14 protein-coding genes and 2 tRNA genes are annotated in these 17,308 nt (G+C 32.5%); 11 read left to right on the top strand and 5 right to left on the bottom strand.

Translation table 11 applies throughout. The annotated features are described in order from the left end of the window. Nucleotides 1–273 (bottom strand): hypothetical protein (locus BM024_RS13380; RefSeq protein ID WP_394333279.1); only part of this gene is annotated, 273 nt, incomplete at its 3' end. Nucleotides 274–958: 685 nt separating this feature from the next. Here BM024_RS13380 and BM024_RS13375 point away from each other — a divergent pair. From BM024_RS13375 to BM024_RS13365, 3 genes are all read left to right on the top strand, one after another. After that, nucleotides 959–2,725 carry a tetratricopeptide repeat protein gene (locus BM024_RS13375; RefSeq protein WP_177190216.1) on the top strand — a complete coding sequence of 589 codons (1,767 nt, stop codon included), beginning with the start codon at nucleotides 959–961 and terminating at the stop codon, nucleotides 2,723–2,725. A 196-nt stretch (nucleotides 2,726–2,921) separates the two neighbouring features. Continuing rightward, nucleotides 2,922–8,819: a choice-of-anchor J domain-containing protein gene (locus BM024_RS13370; RefSeq protein ID WP_090681429.1), complete on the top strand. Its 5,898-nt coding sequence runs from the start codon at nucleotides 2,922–2,924 to the stop codon at nucleotides 8,817–8,819. Between the two features lie 151 nt (nucleotides 8,820–8,970). After that, the gene (locus BM024_RS13365) at nucleotides 8,971–9,903 is read left to right on the top strand and encodes a PorP/SprF family type IX secretion system membrane protein (protein ID WP_090681425.1); all 933 of its coding nucleotides are present in this window, start codon (nucleotides 8,971–8,973) and stop codon (nucleotides 9,901–9,903) included. 273 nt (nucleotides 9,904–10,176) lie between these two features. Here the strand turns inward: BM024_RS13365 and BM024_RS13360 are convergent, their stop codons facing one another. Next, the gene (locus tag BM024_RS13360; protein WP_090681422.1) at nucleotides 10,177–11,217 is read right to left on the bottom strand and encodes an FKBP-type peptidyl-prolyl cis-trans isomerase; all 1,041 of its coding nucleotides are present in this window, start codon (nucleotides 11,215–11,217) and stop codon (nucleotides 10,177–10,179) included. Nucleotides 11,218–11,297: 80 nt separating this feature from the next. On the opposite strand from BM024_RS13360, the gene BM024_RS13355 reads away from it, so the two are divergent. From BM024_RS13355 to BM024_RS13345, 3 genes are read left to right on the top strand one after another with little or no spacing between them, the layout of a single operon-like run. Continuing rightward, nucleotides 11,298–11,684 carry an RNA-binding S4 domain-containing protein gene (locus BM024_RS13355; RefSeq protein ID WP_090681418.1) on the top strand — a complete coding sequence of 129 codons (387 nt, stop codon included), beginning with the start codon at nucleotides 11,298–11,300 and terminating at the stop codon, nucleotides 11,682–11,684. Beyond that, nucleotides 11,674–12,261: a methyltransferase domain-containing protein gene (locus tag BM024_RS13350; protein WP_090681416.1), complete on the top strand. Its 588-nt coding sequence runs from the start codon at nucleotides 11,674–11,676 to the stop codon at nucleotides 12,259–12,261. The genes BM024_RS13355 and BM024_RS13350 overlap by 11 nt, the downstream gene beginning before the upstream one ends. Then, nucleotides 12,254–12,751, top strand: a complete 498-nt coding sequence (locus BM024_RS13345) for a phosphoribosyltransferase family protein (RefSeq protein ID WP_090681413.1) — start codon at nucleotides 12,254–12,256, stop codon at nucleotides 12,749–12,751. Before BM024_RS13350 ends, BM024_RS13345 begins: the two co-directional genes overlap by 8 nt. Here the strand turns inward: BM024_RS13345 and BM024_RS13340 are convergent. Beyond that, complete coding sequence (locus BM024_RS13340) at nucleotides 12,743–13,261, bottom strand: shikimate kinase (RefSeq protein WP_090681411.1); 519 nt, start codon at nucleotides 13,259–13,261, stop codon at nucleotides 12,743–12,745. The genes BM024_RS13345 and BM024_RS13340 overlap by 9 nt on opposite strands. 130 nt (nucleotides 13,262–13,391) lie before the next feature. On the opposite strand from BM024_RS13340, the gene BM024_RS13335 reads away from it, so the two are divergent. From BM024_RS13335 to BM024_RS13315, 4 genes are all read left to right on the top strand, one after another. Beyond that, nucleotides 13,392–13,464: transfer RNA gene (locus tag BM024_RS13335), tRNA-Lys, on the top strand. A 29-nt stretch (nucleotides 13,465–13,493) separates the two neighbouring features. Next, nucleotides 13,494–13,566, top strand: a tRNA-Lys gene (locus BM024_RS13330). 337 nt (nucleotides 13,567–13,903) lie between these two features. After that, the gene (locus tag BM024_RS13320; protein ID WP_090681408.1) at nucleotides 13,904–14,539 is read left to right on the top strand and encodes a DUF998 domain-containing protein; all 636 of its coding nucleotides are present in this window, start codon (nucleotides 13,904–13,906) and stop codon (nucleotides 14,537–14,539) included. A gap of 8 nt (nucleotides 14,540–14,547) precedes the next feature. Beyond that, nucleotides 14,548–14,916, top strand: coding sequence for a DUF1801 domain-containing protein (locus BM024_RS13315; protein WP_090681406.1), 369 nt, complete (start codon nucleotides 14,548–14,550; stop codon nucleotides 14,914–14,916). A 299-nt stretch (nucleotides 14,917–15,215) separates the two neighbouring features. Here the strand turns inward: BM024_RS13315 and BM024_RS13310 are convergent, their stop codons facing one another. Next, nucleotides 15,216–15,614 (bottom strand): NUDIX domain-containing protein, encoded by a 399-nt coding sequence (locus tag BM024_RS13310; RefSeq protein WP_090681434.1) that lies wholly within the window; start codon nucleotides 15,612–15,614, stop codon nucleotides 15,216–15,218. Between the two features lie 332 nt (nucleotides 15,615–15,946). Between BM024_RS13310 and BM024_RS13305 the strand changes: the two genes are divergently transcribed. Next, nucleotides 15,947–16,312 carry a nuclear transport factor 2 family protein gene (locus BM024_RS13305; protein WP_090681403.1) on the top strand — a complete coding sequence of 122 codons (366 nt, stop codon included), beginning with the start codon at nucleotides 15,947–15,949 and terminating at the stop codon, nucleotides 16,310–16,312. Nucleotides 16,313–16,535: 223 nt separating this feature from the next. Here BM024_RS13305 and BM024_RS13300 read toward each other — a convergent pair whose 3' ends face one another. Next, complete coding sequence (locus BM024_RS13300) at nucleotides 16,536–17,288, bottom strand: SDR family oxidoreductase (RefSeq protein ID WP_090681400.1); 753 nt, start codon at nucleotides 17,286–17,288, stop codon at nucleotides 16,536–16,538. Nucleotides 17,289–17,308: the final 20 nt, after the last annotated feature.

Raw genomic sequence — 17,308 nt, 5'->3', positions numbered from 1 at the left:
ATAAGCCACCTTAGCTTCCTGAATACTCATCTTTCCTTCTTTAATACTCAAAAGTACTTTCCGCTTTAGATTAGTTGAATATCTACGAGCTTGTCGAGTATTAAAAAACTCTTGACTACCGTATTTTTGCATCCAACCATTGACCGTGGTTTTATTTAAATTATATTTATTTATAACTGAAATTTGTGTAGCTCCAAACTCAACTTCCTGGACCACTTTTTCTATGAACTTTAGATGGTAACGTTGACTGGTTTTTTGTCCTGATTTTTCCATTTTTTCTTGTTTTGAACTGTACAGCTATTTCAGGACGGGTCAAGGTTGAGTGGACTTTAAATAGGGTTTTATACATTATAGCAAGAGTATTTGGGATGATGATTAAGCGTTGAGATCTATTATTGAAATGGATTGATAATTTTTAAAACAATGTTATTTTAGATGGTTTGTTTTATTATGGAGACGAAGTAGGATGGTGAAAGTACTATTATGAGGGTATATTAAATAAAATGTTTTTATCAGAAAGGTGATTCCAAGGATAAGTATAATCAATATATTAAATTTTATGTAATCCCAACGCTCTCTTTATTGAGATCGTTTGGATTTGTTATTTACAATATGGAAGAAATACAAACCTTTTTTAGGAGAAAATAATTAGAGGGCGGAGTATTAAGAAAATTTCTTGTAGATATTTTTAATGAACGATCTAGATTGGTGTGGTGGCTTGATAACAGTTGAGCCTTTCAATAATGTTTGAAATTAAAGCCGAATTATGATAACTAAGAACGAAGTATACGTACTATGATTATTCAGGTTTATTAAAGTATTAAAAAAACTAATTTATATATTTGGCTTATCTGATGTTGTGAGAAATTTATTTAAAAGAATATATTGGACAAAGTTTTTATTAGACAGAGTTGGTGGGATTATTATAACGGATTGGTAAGTATACTATATGAGTTTGATGTTTAAAAAGATATTATTGTTTCCTTCAGTTTTTCTATTGGTTGCAATTGCTTTTGTAGGTTGTATTAATAATGATAAGGATCTGGGTATTCTTAATAACAATACAGAAACGATTTCATTTTTTAAAGAGATGGATTCTCTATTGGATAACAATATATATGATGCTGAAAAGAGACTAAAAAAGATTGAAAAAGGTGTAGATAGTCTAAGTAATGAGGAGTTAGCTTATTTCTATAATTTTAAAATTGCCTTGCATTTAAAAAATGACGATTTTGATAGTATTCCTTATTATGTTAATCGAGCATTTTCATATGATGTTGAACCAGAGAGTAAAGATTTACAGATTCGATTGAATTATAATTTGGGTAAATATTATCGTTTTACTGGTGATTACAGCAAAAGTTTAGAATATACATTAAAGGGACTGGCTCTTTCAGAAGGTTATAAAGAAAAACAGATTGAGCTCTATAATAATTTAGGTGGAATTTATTTTGAATTAAGTGATTTTGATTTAGCTATGACTTACCTTAAAAAATCCTATGATTTGGCGGTAGAGACTAATGATACAAGAAAAACTGCTATCGCTTATGCTAATTTAGGGAATGTGTATGTCTTGACGGGAAGGATTGATGAAGCGAGAAATAGCTTGTTAGATTCTTATTTGTATTTTGAAAAAATCCAAGACACTGTCAATATCATTAAAAGCTTAACGTCTAGAAGTAGAGTGGAACTTTTAGAAAATAATTTCGATGCTTCTATTAAATTTTTAAGTGAAGCGAAAGAGTTGAGTTTACAGACTAAAGACGAGGCTCAATTAGGATTGATTTATCAACATTTGGGGAATGTTTATAGAGCGAAGAAGCAGTATGAAGAATCTATCGCTTACTATAAGAAAGCCTATGCTATATCTGACAAGAAGAATGTAGCTCGTGATAAAATGAATGCTCTTGAAGGACTTTCAGTTAACTATAATTCACAGAATAAATATAAAGAAGCAAATGAAAACTTGGTTAAGTTTTATCATATACGAGATAGTATTTATGGAGTAAAGGTAAGACAGAAGGTAGAAGAATTTAAATGGACAAAAGCATTAGACGAACAGAAATTCGAAAATGATTTGTTGTCCAAAAAAATTGAAACTGAAAAATTGAGTAAGTCGAACTTGACGAAGACTTATATAATTATTATAATTCTTATTTTAATGGTTATTGTTTTTATCTGGATGCTTTATCAGAACAATAAAAAGTCTTTGAGTATTTCTAATTTAACCAATGAACGATTAACAGATAAAATCGCATCAGAGGAGATTTTAAAACGGGTTCAAGAGGAACGATTTCAAGAAGAACTAGAACTGAGAAATAAAGAGCTTATTTCACTAAATATTTTAATCTTAGCTAAGAATAAAATATTTAATGAAATCGAAAATACTATAATTAACGAGGGGGGAAATCCTAAAAATTTGTTGACAGAGCTCAAGAATGTTATAAAGTTAAACCGCAATCAAGAACATGATTGGGAGAAATTTAAAGATGTCTTTGAAAAAACTCATCCTGAGTTTTTTGAAGTTATAAGAACGAGTTATCCACAACTTTCAAAAACGGAAATAAGGGTTTGTTCCTATATTAAAATTAATATGCCAAGTACTGAGATATGTGCGATGTTAAACATTAATCAAGACAGTTTAAACAAGACTCGTTATCGAATACGAAAGAAGTTAGAGCTTCAAAAATCAGATGATTTGGATGAGTTTGTTAAAGCTTGGTGATGAAATTTATTTCTAACCTTTTTCAAGGCATGTCCATAGTATTATTCTTGCTAGAATCTTTATGTGATTGATTTGTAGTTTTTTGTATGTGTTAAATATAATTCTGTCCATTGTTTGTCCATTCCTATAAATAGGTTTTTAGCTATTGCTGAATTAGTTTTGGTTTCGATAATTAATTTCAACCAATCTAACTATTATGAAATTTAAGATAACTTTTAGTTTGCTAGCCTTGGCTTTGTTGTTTAGCTTTTTGCTTTACGGTAATGTTAGGGCATTTCATTATTCTGGTTCTACTTTAGAATCGATTATAGATGAAATCTACACAACGGTAGGTGATGAAACAGAGACAGGGGAGCGCATGACAAAAGAATCTCGAGTTAGTTTTGCGCCATGCACTACTTCGTCATTACCTTTTTTCGAAGGATTTGAATTAGCTTCTGAATCAAAAGATTGTTGGACGATCTTGGATAATAACGGTGATGGAAACGCCAATGCGAATCAATTTAGAATTTTTAATAATGCAACTAATGCTTATGAGGGGTCTTTTTCAATGTATTTCAATGGACAAAATACAGGTAAAGTTCATGACGATTTTTTAATCTCTCCTGAGTTTACACTTCTGAATACAGAGATGTATCAGCTGACGTATTATTATAAAACTACAGCCTCTGCAAATACTGAGTTTGAAGTATTACTTTCTAATGGTGGCATTACTGCGGCTGATTTTACAACTGAATTACAAGCAAAAGCGGCTCACAAAACACCAGCTTACACTAAGAAAGTAATTTATATAGAGAATATAGGAGGTGCAATAAATATAGCTTGGCGAGTGTCTTCATTGGGACAATCACCTTTATATATTGATAAAGTATCATTAGTTAAAGTAGGATGTAAAGCACCAGAGGAGAATGTAGTTGTTAGTAATATTAATAAAGATAAAGCTACTTTTTCATGGACAGACGGACTTAATTCACAGTGGGAATATGTTGTGCAAGACTTAGGAGGTGGCACACCAGTTGGTAGTGGAACATTATCTAATAAACCAACAGCGTCCACAGATAAGACAACAGGGACTGGAGGTTCTCCTTTATTGCCAAATACAGAATATGAATTTTATGTTCGTTCAAGTTGTGGTGTTGGGATGAATAGTTCATGGGTTGGACCTATTGTATTTAGAACTTTGTGTGATACTTTACCACTTCCTTTCTTCGAAGGTTTTAACTTGGGAAGCTCTTCAACGATTGATTGTTGGACTATTGTAGACGAAAATGATGATTCAACATCTGCGACAAATAATACTTGGAGTTTGACTACTACTCAAAAGTTTCAGGGATCACATTCTATGTATTTCAGTGGAAGTAGTACGAAACTACCTCATAACGATTGGTTGATTTCACCTACTTTTAAATTAGATTCAGGTAAAAAATACCGATTTAAATATCATTATAGAACAAATGCGTCTTATCAGACGGACTTTAAAGTAATGCTTGCCATAAATGGAAACAGTGTTTCTAATTTTAAAAAGGAGTTATTGTCGAAAAAGAAAGAAAGCAATAATAATTGGATTGAGGAAACTCTTATTGTTGATGGTGTTAATGGAGAAGTTAATGTTGCATGGAATGTGGTTTCTGAAAATAACATGACTCAATTGTATATTGATAATGTGTTTTTTGAAGAAATTCTTTCTTGTCCCGAACCCATTAAAGTTGATAGTAAAGATGTGAAATCAAATGAAGCGACTATTTTCTGGACTGATGATTATGGTAAAGATTGGGAATACGTGGTTCAAAAGGCAAAGACAGGAACTCCAAAAAGCGGTGTTGCTACTAAAAATAAGGAAGAAAAGGTAACAAAAGATATTACTGGTAATAATTTGATACACAATACTGAATATGAGGTGTTTGTTAGAAGTATATGTGAGGATGGAACATTTAGTATTTGGTCTTCTGTTTATGTGTTTAAAACAGAATGTGATGTCTTCGTAACACCATTTTTTGAAAACTTCAATACTAATTCTCAGACATTTAGATGTTGGGAAATAATAGATGGGAATAAGGACTCTAAGAACGCTCAGTTTGGACCTGATATCTGGTTTGCTAGTCCAAATGCTTATGAGGGAGGTAGATCTATGGGGTTCACAGGGACAGCTGTAGCTGGAAAGATACACGATGATTGGTTGATTTCACCAAAAATTAAGTTTGAAACGGGAAAAATGTACCGTTTAAAGTATTTTTATAGAACGCATACGTTAGCGAATAATGAGTTTGAATTTGAAGTGCTTTTGTCAAAAGAAGGGGCTGATGTTTCAAAGTTTACGACTACTGTTGTTGCAAATAAGAAATATGACCCTAGTTTGATATGGAAGGAAGAGTATGTGTTTATATCTGGGGTAAGCGGGGATGTTAATATTGCATGGCATGTCGGCTTGGCTGAGAAAGCGACTAATATCTTTATTGACTATGTAAATATTGAAGAGGTTCAAAATTGTCCTGAACCTATTGCATTGTCAGTGGACAATGTAGAGAGTGATGAGGTTACCATTTCTTGGAAAGATGATATGGGAGGAACTACTTGGGAATATGTGGTTCAGTCAGAAGGATTGGGAATACCAACTGGAAATGGGACTTCTACTATATCTAAATCGAATGTGATAACTCAAGATAATTCAGGTGTGTCCTTAAAAAACAATACGGATTATGAGTTTTATGTTCGCACAAAGTGTTCTGGAACGAACTATAGTATTTGGAATGGTCCTTTTAAATTTAAAACAGCTTGTGGTGTAATGACTGTGCCATTTTGGGAAGGGTTTAATAAGAACTCTAAGACATTTGGTTGTTGGACGATTTTAGATGAGAATAAAGACTCAACTTCTCCTACAGGTAATGGTATTTGGAGAGTTACTGAATTTAATCTTCAAGAAGGAGATCGAGGAATGGAGTTTTCTTCTTCTACCAATGTCAATAATGATGATTGGTTGATTTCTCCAACGGTAGCTATGGAAAACAGTAAATATGTTTTGAAGTACTATTATAAGGGGAATTTCAATGTAGGAAATCCTTATATAAATGAAGTTGAAGTGTTGTTATCAAATAATGGAATTGCACCTACAGACTTTACCAAAACGGTAAATCCAGTTGAACAATATGACAATACAGTATGGAAAGAAAAAGTTGTGTTTTTTGATGGAGCTGTTGGTGATGCAAATATTGCTTGGCATATTGTTTCAAAGAACGGTGCAAAGAATTATACGAGTATCAAACTTGATAATATTACTTTAAAAAAGGTAGAAACATGTCCAGAACCTTATTATGTTACCGTGACTAATACTAGTTCGACCAGTATTGATTTGGAATGGAAACAAGATGGGGGAATAACAAATTGGGAAGTATTAGTTGTAAATTCAGGAGAAGATGTAACTGCTACACCTGTTAAAACAGTTTCTGTAACTACGAATCCTAAAGCGAGTATTACTGGATTGGATACCGGAAAAGGGTATACTATTTATGTTCGCGCGAAATGTGGAGATGGTTCTTGGAGTTACTGGTCAACTGGAGTCAATTCAGGTACTAAGATTGGAGGTAATGACGATTGTTCAGGAGCAATTACGATTCCTGTTAATGCAAATTCAGAATGTGCAAAATTTGTTTCGGGATCTTTGTTTGGGGCAACAGAATCAGGTGTGATTTCGTTTTGTAGTAAAGATTTGAAAAAAGATGTGTGGTTTGAATTTACAGCCACTAAAACGATTCACTTGTTAAATGTGAAAAATTTAAAGGCTATGTCTCATACTACAACAATACCTTTTTTAAATATTACTCTTTATGAAGGAAATTGTACAGGATTGGTTAACGTTAAATGTTCTAATGCAGGACAAGGAGATTCAAAAACAATATTAAGTGACTTAGTTGTTGGACAAAAATACTATGTGCAAATAGGTAATTATGACAGATTCGATTCAGCGGATAAAATTATAGAAGACCAACAACCTGATTTTACTTTTGATTTGTGTATTACTTCGCTTGATAAGTCTCCGGTTGAGATAAGTGAAAGTGGAGATAAATATACACTAGATGAATTGATAGAAGATGTTTTGATTCAAACGGATTGTAATTTGGTATCTAATATTAGATATCAAAATGGAGATCCTAATTCTACTAACAATTATAATACTCTTGGATATTTTAACAAAGGAGAGTCCGATTTTCCATTTAAAGAAGGAGTCGTGCTTTCTACGAACGAAGTAAAATATGTTGGAAGACCCTATATGGGATATGATGCTCCTAGGGGAGAGAATGGTAGAAGATGGATTGGGGATAAAGATATCAATGATGCAATTGATGATGCGGGTGGTGGACCTAGGGCTGATAAACGAGTTACTCAAGTGGAATTTGATTTTATTCCTATCAATGACTCTTTGTCTTTCGAGTTTTTGTTTGCTTCTAACAGTTATCACAGTGGATGTCAATATTCTTGTTCAAACGGAGCTTTATTTGCTACGTGGTTAGAAGATTTAACAACTGGTGAGAAGCAAAATTTAGCTAAACTTCCAAATAATGCCTCCATCAGTATACAAAATGTGGCGGATGCGAGTAAGCGTGAGCCTGCTAGCTCATGTGGTGACAGAAATGCAGAATATTTTGGAGATTATTATGCTATAAACAATAAAGATATTACAGCTCCAATTGATTTTGCGGGTGTAACAGCTCCTATTCAGTCAAGGAAAGTTGCGGTGGTTCCTGGTAGAAAATATCATATTAAATTGGCTGTGATGGACTTTTGTGATGTTACACCTCACTCGTCTGCTGTGTTTTTTAATGCAGGAAGTTTTGATCTTGGGAAATTGGATTTAGGTGAAGATATGTTGGTTGAAAACAACAATGCATTGTGTGATGCAGAAACTGTTTTAATTCAATCGGGAATTACTACTTCTGAAGAGCTTGTGAAGAAGATTGAATGGTTTAAAGATGGGGTTTTAATTAAAGATGCAAATAAACCAGATTTGGAAGTTAGTGCTTCTGGTGAATATGAGGTGAAAGTGAATTATCCTGATTTAGGATGTTCTTCTTCAGGTTCTGTTAAAGTTGAAATTTATCCTCCAATTTCTACTGAAGTGAATAAACCAAAAACGGTTACAGTTTGTAGATTTTCTTTGGAAGATGTAGTAGTAGATCTTTCACAAGTGGAATTGGATATGTTTAGTAAAACAGATCGCGAGAAGTTTAAAACGACATATTATAAAACTGCTTCGGATGCTGAATTAGGGGAGAACGAGATTTCTAATACAACAGATTATTCTTTTGGAGTTGCCCCAGAGGGAGCTGCTTTTTATATCCGTGTTGAAAATGAAGTGACGGGTTGTTATGAAGTATTCACTTTTAATGTAGCTGTTGCAGCAACGGAAAAACCTGGTTCAAGAAGCGATGTTAAGGTTTGCGCTAGTTATACGTTACCTGAATTAGAGGCGAATCAATATTATTATTCTGAAGCTGGAGCTCATGGACAAGAATACAAAGCGGGGGATGTGTTAGATGTGGCAGGTGAATACCGTATGTATATCTTACAGCGCAATGGTGAGGCTGCTTGTTATGAAGAAGTTTCATTTAAAGTAATTATTACGGAGCCTGTTGTGGCAGATGTTTTTGAAAATAAAGAGTTGGATTGTGAAGTTCACTTTTTAGCACCTTTGTCTAGACACAATAAATATTTTACAAAACCAGGTGGTGAAGGAGAGGAGCTTTCCGTAGGAACTCCAATTCCTTTTGGACAGACTATTTATGTATACGCAGCTTCAGAGGATGGTTTATGTACAGATGAAAGTAGTTATACTGTTTCTTATACAGAATGTCCAATTCAGAAGGGGATTTCACCGAATGGTGATGGTTTGAACGACGCATTTGATTTAAGCAATCACGGTGTATATGATTTGAAGATTTACAATCGCTATGGTTCAGAGGTGTATTCTCATGGAAGAGGGTATAAAAATGAATGGATGGGACAAGATAAAAATGGACATGGATTGCCAGATGGGACATACTATTATGTTGTGATATCTCATGGAAATACTAGAACTGGTTGGGTTCAGATAAACAGATAATTTGTTAGCTAGTAGTGATGAAGTTAAGAGGATGTGAGTTTGTTTTTTTAATAGAAAATCTCCTTCTTCTTAGCCGAGTCGCTCAATAAGTATTTTGAAATGAGATTTTTTGTTTCAAATTAATTAGGTATTAGTTATAAATAATATAGATATGAAGAAGAGAGATATAGTTGTCTTGACATTGTTGTTGTTAGGTATAGATATGTATGCACAACAAAATCCACATTACTCGCAGTATATGTATAACCAAAGTGTTTTGAATCCTGCTTATGCTGGTTCAACAGAAGCTTTGTCTTTAGGAGCATTACATAGGCGTCAATGGGTTGGTTTAGAAGGAGCTCCTGTTACAACAACCTTGTTTGGACATAAGCGTGTTGGGAAGAATGTAGGGTTGGGACTTTCTGCTATTTCAGATAAAATTGGACCTGTTACTGAAAATAATATTTATGGAGACTTTTCTTATACATTGGATTTAGGAAATAATCAACATTTAGCATTGGGTTTAAAAGCTGGTGTAACAATGCACGATATTGGATTGTTTTCTGAAATTGGAAATGGAGGTGTCGGTCATTTACCAAATATCGATGATCCTGCTTTTAAGGAGGATTCAAAATCTACACTCTTTAACGTTGGTTTAGGAGCATTTTATTATTCTGAGAATTACTATGTTGGTTTAGGCGTTCCAAACCTTTTAAGGGGTACTTATTTGAACTATGACGGCAAGCAATATGGTTCTCAGGAAATACATATGTTTTTAACTGGAGGATATGTGTTTGAGGTTAATGATATGCTTAAATTGAAACCTTCAGCAATGGTTAAATATGCAATGAATTCACCAGTTTCTTTTGATGTTTCTTTTAATGCATTATTTATGGATAAATTGGAAGTAGGAGCTACTTATAGATTAGAGGATGCTGTTGGAGGTATGATTAATTATCGATTACTTCCTAACCTTAGAGTGGGATATGCTTATGACCACGTTATGTCTGATTTAAAAGTTAAGGGTAAGGCATCTCATGAGTTCATTTTATTATATGATATTTTCTTTTCACGAAAAGTGTCAAGTTCACCGAGATATTTTTAGAGTTTCATTTAATGTTTTAGTCAATATTTTGAAGCTTAAAGCCACCCATTTGGGTGGCTTTTTTATTTGATAAAACTCGGTTTAAGATATAATGTAATTATATTGGTGTTGTGGTAGTATTAGCTTAAATTACTTGAATGAGTAGGGGTTAATGTAAGTGGTAGATGTTTATAAAGAATAAGACTCTCTTTTGACTTTACTATTTCTTAGTAAAAACCAATAAAAAAAGCTGTTTCGTTCTCGAAACAGCTTTAGTTTTATTTTGCAAAGATGTTAGTCCCAACTTCCATCTGGTTTTGGGTAACAAGTTTTGTCCATATGTCTTTTCTTACCACTAGAGCAAGTTGGAATTTTGTCATATTCATATATCTTAGTTATCTCACGTCCGAATTCATCTTTTATTTTATAAGAGATTTCTTGTCTTGTTGTAAAACCGTCTCCATCATCATCTTCATCTAAAAAGTCTGGAATTCCATCTCCGTCTGTATCGTCATTGAAATAATTCCCATCTCCGTTTAGGTCTTCAATCAGCGAAGGGATACCGTCTTTGTCATGGTCTCTGCTTAATTTACTCACTAATTGTAAATCAAAAATTATAGGTGCATATTTACCTATTTTTCCACTTCCAGCACTTCCATTGAAATATGCCAGTCCAGATGGAATAAATACTATTGCTCTTCCTGCGTTTTCATAGCTATAAGTTCCATCTAGGTTATCAATAATCCCAGTAGCTGTTTTAAGTAGCGATAGACTTTGTCTGAAACCTGTTATGAATGTATTGCTGATACCGCTTTTTGCTTCTGATATTGTTTGAGGATATGAACTCCATGCTCCATTTTTGTTGTTGTCAAAAACTTCGTTTTTAAGATTAAAACCTTTGTAGGTTGTGAAAACGGAATCAATAGAAATAGGAGATTCCCCTCCACCTTCGTTTAATAATACGTAATAAATTTTGTATTTGACAGAATCGTTTACTTTTAGATATTTTGCTAAAGAGTAATCATTTGTTGCGCTATTGATAGGTTTTACTAACTCCCAAGCATCATTCGTCATTTCGATTGATTTTAAAGGAAAATTAGTTTGATCCCAAATAGAGGTTTCTCCGTTTTGAATACTATCCAAGAACACTTCACCATTCTCAAGCTTCATATAGTTTTTCTTTAGATATGCCTCTATATCCGCAATGTTTTCAGCATAAACTTCCTTTCCATCTCTAATTGGTTCAGGTTTAACACTGATGTTGTCATCTTTTTTACAATTGCTTGCTAGTATACCTAAAAATAGGATTCCAAGTACTTTGAATATTCTATTCATTTTTTTTAACTATTTTAATGGTGCAAGATACAATTTTCCTTTATTTTTGTGTAGTATGAAAAGGGAATTTATTTAAGAAAATGCGGATAGACAAATATTTATGGAGTGTTCGATACTATAAAACTAGAAGTATTGCATCAGAAGCATGTAAGAAAGGACACATTACAGTTAATGGACAAGTTGCAAAACCTTCACGAGAGGTTTTTCCTACTGATAAGGTTACTTTGAGAAAGGACCAGATTGTTTACAAATTGGATGTTTTGGATATTCCAGTCAATAGAGTAGGAGCCAAATTAGTAGCTATTTATTGTAAAGATGTTACACCACAAGAAGCTTTTGAACATTTGGAATTACTGAAATTATCAAAGGATCACTATAGAGCAAAAGGAACAGGAAGGCCAACTAAAAAAGATAGAAGGGATATTGATGGATATTTAGAAGAAGACGGAGGGGAAGATGTTGAATGAAGCTTTTTGGAGTAGTAAGTATCAATCCAAATCTACTCATTGGAATGCAGGGGAGATAACAAAGCCTTTGAAAGATTATGTGGATCAACTTAAGGATAAAAATATTAATATTTTAATTCCAGGAGTTGGACATGGGCATGAGTTAAAATATTTATTTAACCAAGGTTTTAAAAATGTATATGTTATCGATATTGCTACAGAGCCATTAGATTACATTAGAAAGCAATTGCCTGCTTTTCCTAATGAGCGGTTGATACATGGTGATTTTTTTGAGTTAGAAGGTTCTTTTGATTTGATTTTAGAGCAAACCTTTTTTTGTGCTTTAAATCCAGATTTGAGAGAAAAGTATGCGCAGAAAATGAATGACCTTTTAAGTTATAATGGAAAGCTAGTTGGTGTTTTGTTTGATTTTCCATTAGACACAATTGGATTACCTCCTTATGGAGGAAATAAAGAGGAATACGAGTTGTTGTTTATGAATCACATGCGTTTGATTAAAATTGAACGATGTTACAACTCTATTAAGCCAAGAATAGACAGAGAATTATTTATACATATAGAAAAGAAAAATGACTAAAAATATAATCTTAACTAAAGAACAAATAGAGCATAAGACCAAAAGAATTGCTTACCAAATTTATGAAACCTTTGTTGAAGAGGAAGTGATTGTTATTGCTGGTATTTCAAAAAATGGATTTGTATTTGCTGAAAAGTTAGCTGCTCAATTGGCTCTTATATCGAATATTGAGGTGAAATTATGTGAGGTATTTGTTGATAAGCAGCATGTTTTAGCTCCGATAACTACATCTATACCTTCTTCGGAGTATGAGAATTGTAACGTGGTCTTAGTAGATGATGTTTTGAATTCAGGTACGACTTTGATTTATGGGGTAAAGCACTTTTTAGAGGTTCCTTTGAAGAAATTTAAAACTACAGTGTTAGTTGACCGCAATCACAAGAAATATCCTGTGAAAGCGGATTTTAAAGGATTGTCACTTTCAACTTCTTTATTGGAGCATATACATGTTGTATTTGATGGAGAAGAAGAGTATGCTTATTTAAGCTAGTTGGCTTATAATTTCTTTAGATATTTCTTCAGGGGTTTTATTATCCACATTAATTACATTAGTTGCTTGATAATAATAGAAACTTCTATCAAATAATTGTTTTGCAATAAAGGTGTCTAAGGGTTCTTCTTTGTTTTGAGCTAAAATAGGCCGTTTAGACACTTCAAATTGCAATCTATGAACCAAAGTGTCAATAGAGGCTTTTAAATAAAAAGAACGGGTGTTTTCTTGATTTAATAACAGATGGTTATTTGCGTAACATGGAGTGCCTCCGCCTAAGCTTAATATAAAGCTGTCTGAAGAAGACATTAATTGTTTGAAATATTCATGTTCTTTTTTTCTAAAAAATATTTCACCTTTTGATTTAAAGATATTCGGAATAGAGTCTTCGAGTTTTTTTTCTAGATATTCGTCTAAATCGATAAATGGGATTTGAAGTTCTTTGGCTAGTGTTTGAGCTATCGTGGATTTGCCAGACCCCATATATCCTAATAAGATAATTTTTTTCATAAAAATAAACAATTGATATATTGTGAGTTATATAATAAGATGAAAATAAAAGCAAATTTATGTCTTTTTTCTATTGGAATTGAAAATAAAGATTCTATATTTGCACCCGCATTCAGGGAATGAAATTAAAGACTTGATAGCTCAGTTGGTAGAGCACAACACTTTTAATGTTGGGGTCCTGGGTTCGAGCCCCAGTCAGGTCACTAGATTAAAAATAATTTCTGTTTGCAATGACTCAATAGCTCAGTTGGTAGAGCACAACACTTTTAATGTTGGGGTCCTGGGTTCGAGCCCCAGTTGGGTCACAACAAAAAGCTTCACTGAAAAGTGAAGCTTTTTTTGTAAACAGCACTTTTTGAATTCTCCGGTTCAATCTCAAAATCTGTGTTTACACAAATATTTTAGTCAGTCTGAATAAGAAGAAATCAGTATTTCTGACTCCTCTAAACTGAGCTCTAAACGCTTTTATTTTCGCATTAAAAGATTCACCGATGCATTTGTAATTCTATTGTTGAAATAGCTTATATGATGTTCCTGATTTTTTACAATTATAATTGTGCTATTAAAATAAACTTGCAGCCTTTAAATACCAAACTTTTAAAGAGCAACTAAGTAATAACACAATTAAAATTATAGAGATAAATGAAAACATTGAATATTACAAAATTTGCAGCAGTTGGACTTATTTTAATTTTATTACTTCTGCATGTCCTTGATTCGACTGTAAATCCCAATTGGCAACCTATTAGTGAATATGCATTAGGTAATTTCGGTTGGTTAATGAATTTGGCTTTTATTTTATTTGGGATATCATTTTTATTTTTGGGTATTTCAATATTTAAGAAATTACCAAATATAGGTGCAAAGATTGGATCCATTCTATTGATTATTTCTTCAATAGGTAACTTCATTGCTGGTTTTTTTAACACTGACCCGATTACCACTAAACCTGAGAACATGTCTTCGAGTGGAAACATTCATAGTGTTGCTGCTGGTTTGTTAGGATTTATGATTTTATCAACTGTTTTTATACTAATCCCATTTTTCAAGAATGATTCACTGAAACCTTATAAAAAATCAATGTTAATCATAACTATTCTACTTTGGTTTTCGGAATTAACCTTAGTTAGTGTTATGGGGTATTATTTAAGTGAAACCAATGGGATAATCTCTGCAGAAACACCAATAGGTTGGTATGGAAGGATTGTTGTGGTGTTATGTGCAATATGGTGCTATATGTGTGCCGATAGTATCCAAAAAGCGAATTCTCAAAATTAGTAGATGTAATGGATAAAATAGAACAATTCATTGAGGAAAAAATTAAACTTGAATTTAGACCAATTTTCTTGAGTTTTAGGACATTGATACAGAATAAATTCCCACATTTACAAGAGGAAATGCGTGGAGGGACTGAAAAATATTATGGTGTACCAGTTTACCGAAACAACAAAATTATAATGACGGTTAGCCCAACACAGAAAGGTATCACATTCTCATTTACCGAAGGCAAAAAAATGAAAGATAAGTTCGGAAAGTTAGAAGGGGTTGGAAATAAATCGTTAAACTTGAGAATTACAAATTTTAAATACTACTCTGACGAACTTCTCGAGTATTATATTATGCAGGCAATTGAGATAGACTCTATAGCAGAGTAAAGTGGCAGGTTTATTATTGAAGTACTTAATTTGAATACCTTTTTTTGAATTTGTATAGTTGGATATAGACTTGTGTATACGTATAAATAAGAAACCCCAATATTGTATCGAGGTTTAGTTTTTTTTAGAATCAATTCAAGTGTGTCTATGTTGGAAATTTTTCTGTTATTTCCAATATTAGATGTTTTGCTTTAATCTTTTGCTAATGTATGAATATTGTAATGTCTCCTTCCAATTGAATCTCTAATTTAGTAGATTAAAGAGACTATTTTTGTTTTGTAAATCAAAAAAATCTTTTATTAAACAATGTTTAGGATGTTTTGTATTATGATATAGTGGTCAAACGCTAATGGAGGTAAATTGTTTAAATTAAACCATTTTAATTCTTTAGCGTCGTCTTTTGCTATAGGATTGACATTTTCTTTATTGACATAACAAACGTGTGCAAATGATATATATCGACCTCTTGGGTCTCTGTTTGGATCGTCATAGAATGAATGAAATTTTGGTTGTAATATTAAGCTAGTTTCTTCCTGTAATTCTCGCTTAGCGCACTTTAAAATAGTTTCATTTTCATCCACGAATCCACCAGGTAGTGCCCACATGTCTTTGAATGGTTCATTTTTTCTTTTAATTAGTAGTATTTCATCGTTTGAAATTACTGCTGTGTCTGTTGTTAGGTTAGATTTATGTTTCATAATTCTAGTTGTTTGTGATTTTGAATCAGCCAATTATAAATTTTATATAATTAATTTTTATAAAGTGACTGTTTGTGAAAAACAAGGTAAAAAGCAAGTATCTATTAGATCTATTGTTGAGCCTAAAATTAGATTTATGTTTCAAATTAATCATTGTTCTATCTGTTGTTTCGAACAGCTAGCCCAAAGTTGTTTTTATTGTAAATTTAAAGGCTTGAAATAGTCTTTGGCTTCAGATATGTAAAATATTTTGAGTTAGTGAGTTGATATTCAATATAATTTTGGTTTGTTATTTTAGCTGTTTAAGGAATAATATTTATAAATTCAAAAGTATGATAATAAAAAATGATATTCTAGGTCTTGAGAACCAACTTTACGAGGCAATGAAAAGTAGTAACGTAGAAATACTCGATAAACTGTTGCATGATGATTTGCTTTTCATTACCCCAAATGGTGAAACTATTACAAAAGAAATGGATTTAGAAACATATCGAAATGGATATTTGAAAATAGTTGATATTATTTCAAATATCGAACAGCTAAATATTATAGAGGATTTAGCTGTTATTACACTGAAAATAAATTTGAAAGGAAGTTTTAATAACGAACCTTTTGAAGCCCAATATAGGTATATTCGTTTTTGGAAAAAATTCTCTGGAGGAATAAAAGTTGTGGGAGGAAGCGGTATTTCGATTTAGTTTTTGAATAAAAATTGTCCAAAAGGGAAGACGAAACACTCTAAATAGTTTTTACGGTATTTATGTATGTAGTTATAACCTTTATTAAATTGTTCTGATTCACTACAATGGGGTAATAAATTTAAACCTCACTTTTTTGTGAGGTTTTTTTGATTGATAGATTTGAATGGATAAAATAGTAGTGTTCCTTAAGGAAATCACAGCGGATAGTTTTAATTTTTTATTATTTAAAAACGGAAAATGCTCCATCTACAATTAACTCCGTTCCATGTATGTAAGAGGCTTCGTCTGAGGCAAGAAATAATACTGCATGAGCAATTTCTGAGGGGGCACCAAATCGTTTAAGTGGTATAGTAGGTATAACATTTTTAATTACATCTTCTATTTGTTTCGGATTTAGACCGGTATTGTTGAATCCATTGGTTTTAATGTATCCTGGACTAACTCCGTTCACTCGAATACCTTTTTCGGTAAATTCTGTCGTAAATGTTTTAATAAAGGATTTTACCGCTGCTTTAGCTGCTGAATAAACTGAGAAGTTTAGCATTCCCATCTCATTAACAACCGAAGTATTGAGAACAATTGAACTTCCATTCGACATTAAAGGAAGTATTTGTTGTACCGTAAAGAATGTGCCCTTCACTATCATATTGAATAATTCATCGAAATGGCTCTCATCAGCTATTTCAACTGATGAAAATTTGGCATAGCCTGCATTTACAAAAAGAACATCAATATGTGGAGTATATTGCTTTACTTTTTCTTGTAAAAGTAAGATGTCCATCATGTTGGCGGTATTAGAAACAAAACCATAGGAGTTTTTACCGAGTTGTTCTAAAGCTCTGTGAACAGTTTCGATACTTCTCCCTGTAATGATTGCATTACCACCTTCTTTGATAAATTGCTCTGCTGTAGCATAACCCATCCCATTTGTTCCGCCAGTTACTAGAATAAACTTGTTTTTGAATCTTTGCATAATATTGATTTTAAGTACAT

It is taken from the genome of Myroides guanonis, from assembly GCF_900114085.1.
GTDB lineage: Bacteria > Bacteroidota > Bacteroidia > Flavobacteriales > Flavobacteriaceae > Flavobacterium > Flavobacterium guanonis.
This window is presented reverse-complemented; position numbering and strand designations above follow the sequence as displayed.

Bases quoted from the DNA above. Each gene is read 5' to 3' on its own strand.
- BM024_RS13375 (WP_177190216.1), top strand. From the start codon at position 959: ATGTTTAAAAAGATATTATTGTTTCCTTCAGTTTTTCTATTGGTTGCA.
- BM024_RS13370 (WP_090681429.1), top strand. From the start codon at position 2,922: ATGAAATTTAAGATAACTTTTAGTTTGCTAGCCTTGGCTTTGTTGTTT.
- BM024_RS13365 (WP_090681425.1), top strand. From the start codon at position 8,971: ATGAAGAAGAGAGATATAGTTGTCTTGACATTGTTGTTGTTAGGTATA.
- BM024_RS13360 (WP_090681422.1), bottom strand. From the start codon at position 11,217: ATGAATAGAATATTCAAAGTACTTGGAATCCTATTTTTAGGTATACTA.
- BM024_RS13355 (WP_090681418.1), top strand. From the start codon at position 11,298: ATGCGGATAGACAAATATTTATGGAGTGTTCGATACTATAAAACTAGA.
- BM024_RS13350 (WP_090681416.1), top strand. From the start codon at position 11,674: ATGTTGAATGAAGCTTTTTGGAGTAGTAAGTATCAATCCAAATCTACT.
- BM024_RS13345 (WP_090681413.1), top strand. From the start codon at position 12,254: ATGACTAAAAATATAATCTTAACTAAAGAACAAATAGAGCATAAGACC.
- BM024_RS13340 (WP_090681411.1), bottom strand. From the start codon at position 13,261: ATGAAAAAAATTATCTTATTAGGATATATGGGGTCTGGCAAATCCACG.
- BM024_RS13320 (WP_090681408.1), top strand. From the start codon at position 13,904: ATGAAAACATTGAATATTACAAAATTTGCAGCAGTTGGACTTATTTTA.
- BM024_RS13315 (WP_090681406.1), top strand. From the start codon at position 14,548: ATGGATAAAATAGAACAATTCATTGAGGAAAAAATTAAACTTGAATTT.
- BM024_RS13310 (WP_090681434.1), bottom strand. From the start codon at position 15,614: ATGAAACATAAATCTAACCTAACAACAGACACAGCAGTAATTTCAAAC.
- BM024_RS13305 (WP_090681403.1), top strand. From the start codon at position 15,947: ATGATAATAAAAAATGATATTCTAGGTCTTGAGAACCAACTTTACGAG.
- BM024_RS13300 (WP_090681400.1), bottom strand. From the start codon at position 17,288: ATGCAAAGATTCAAAAACAAGTTTATTCTAGTAACTGGCGGAACAAAT.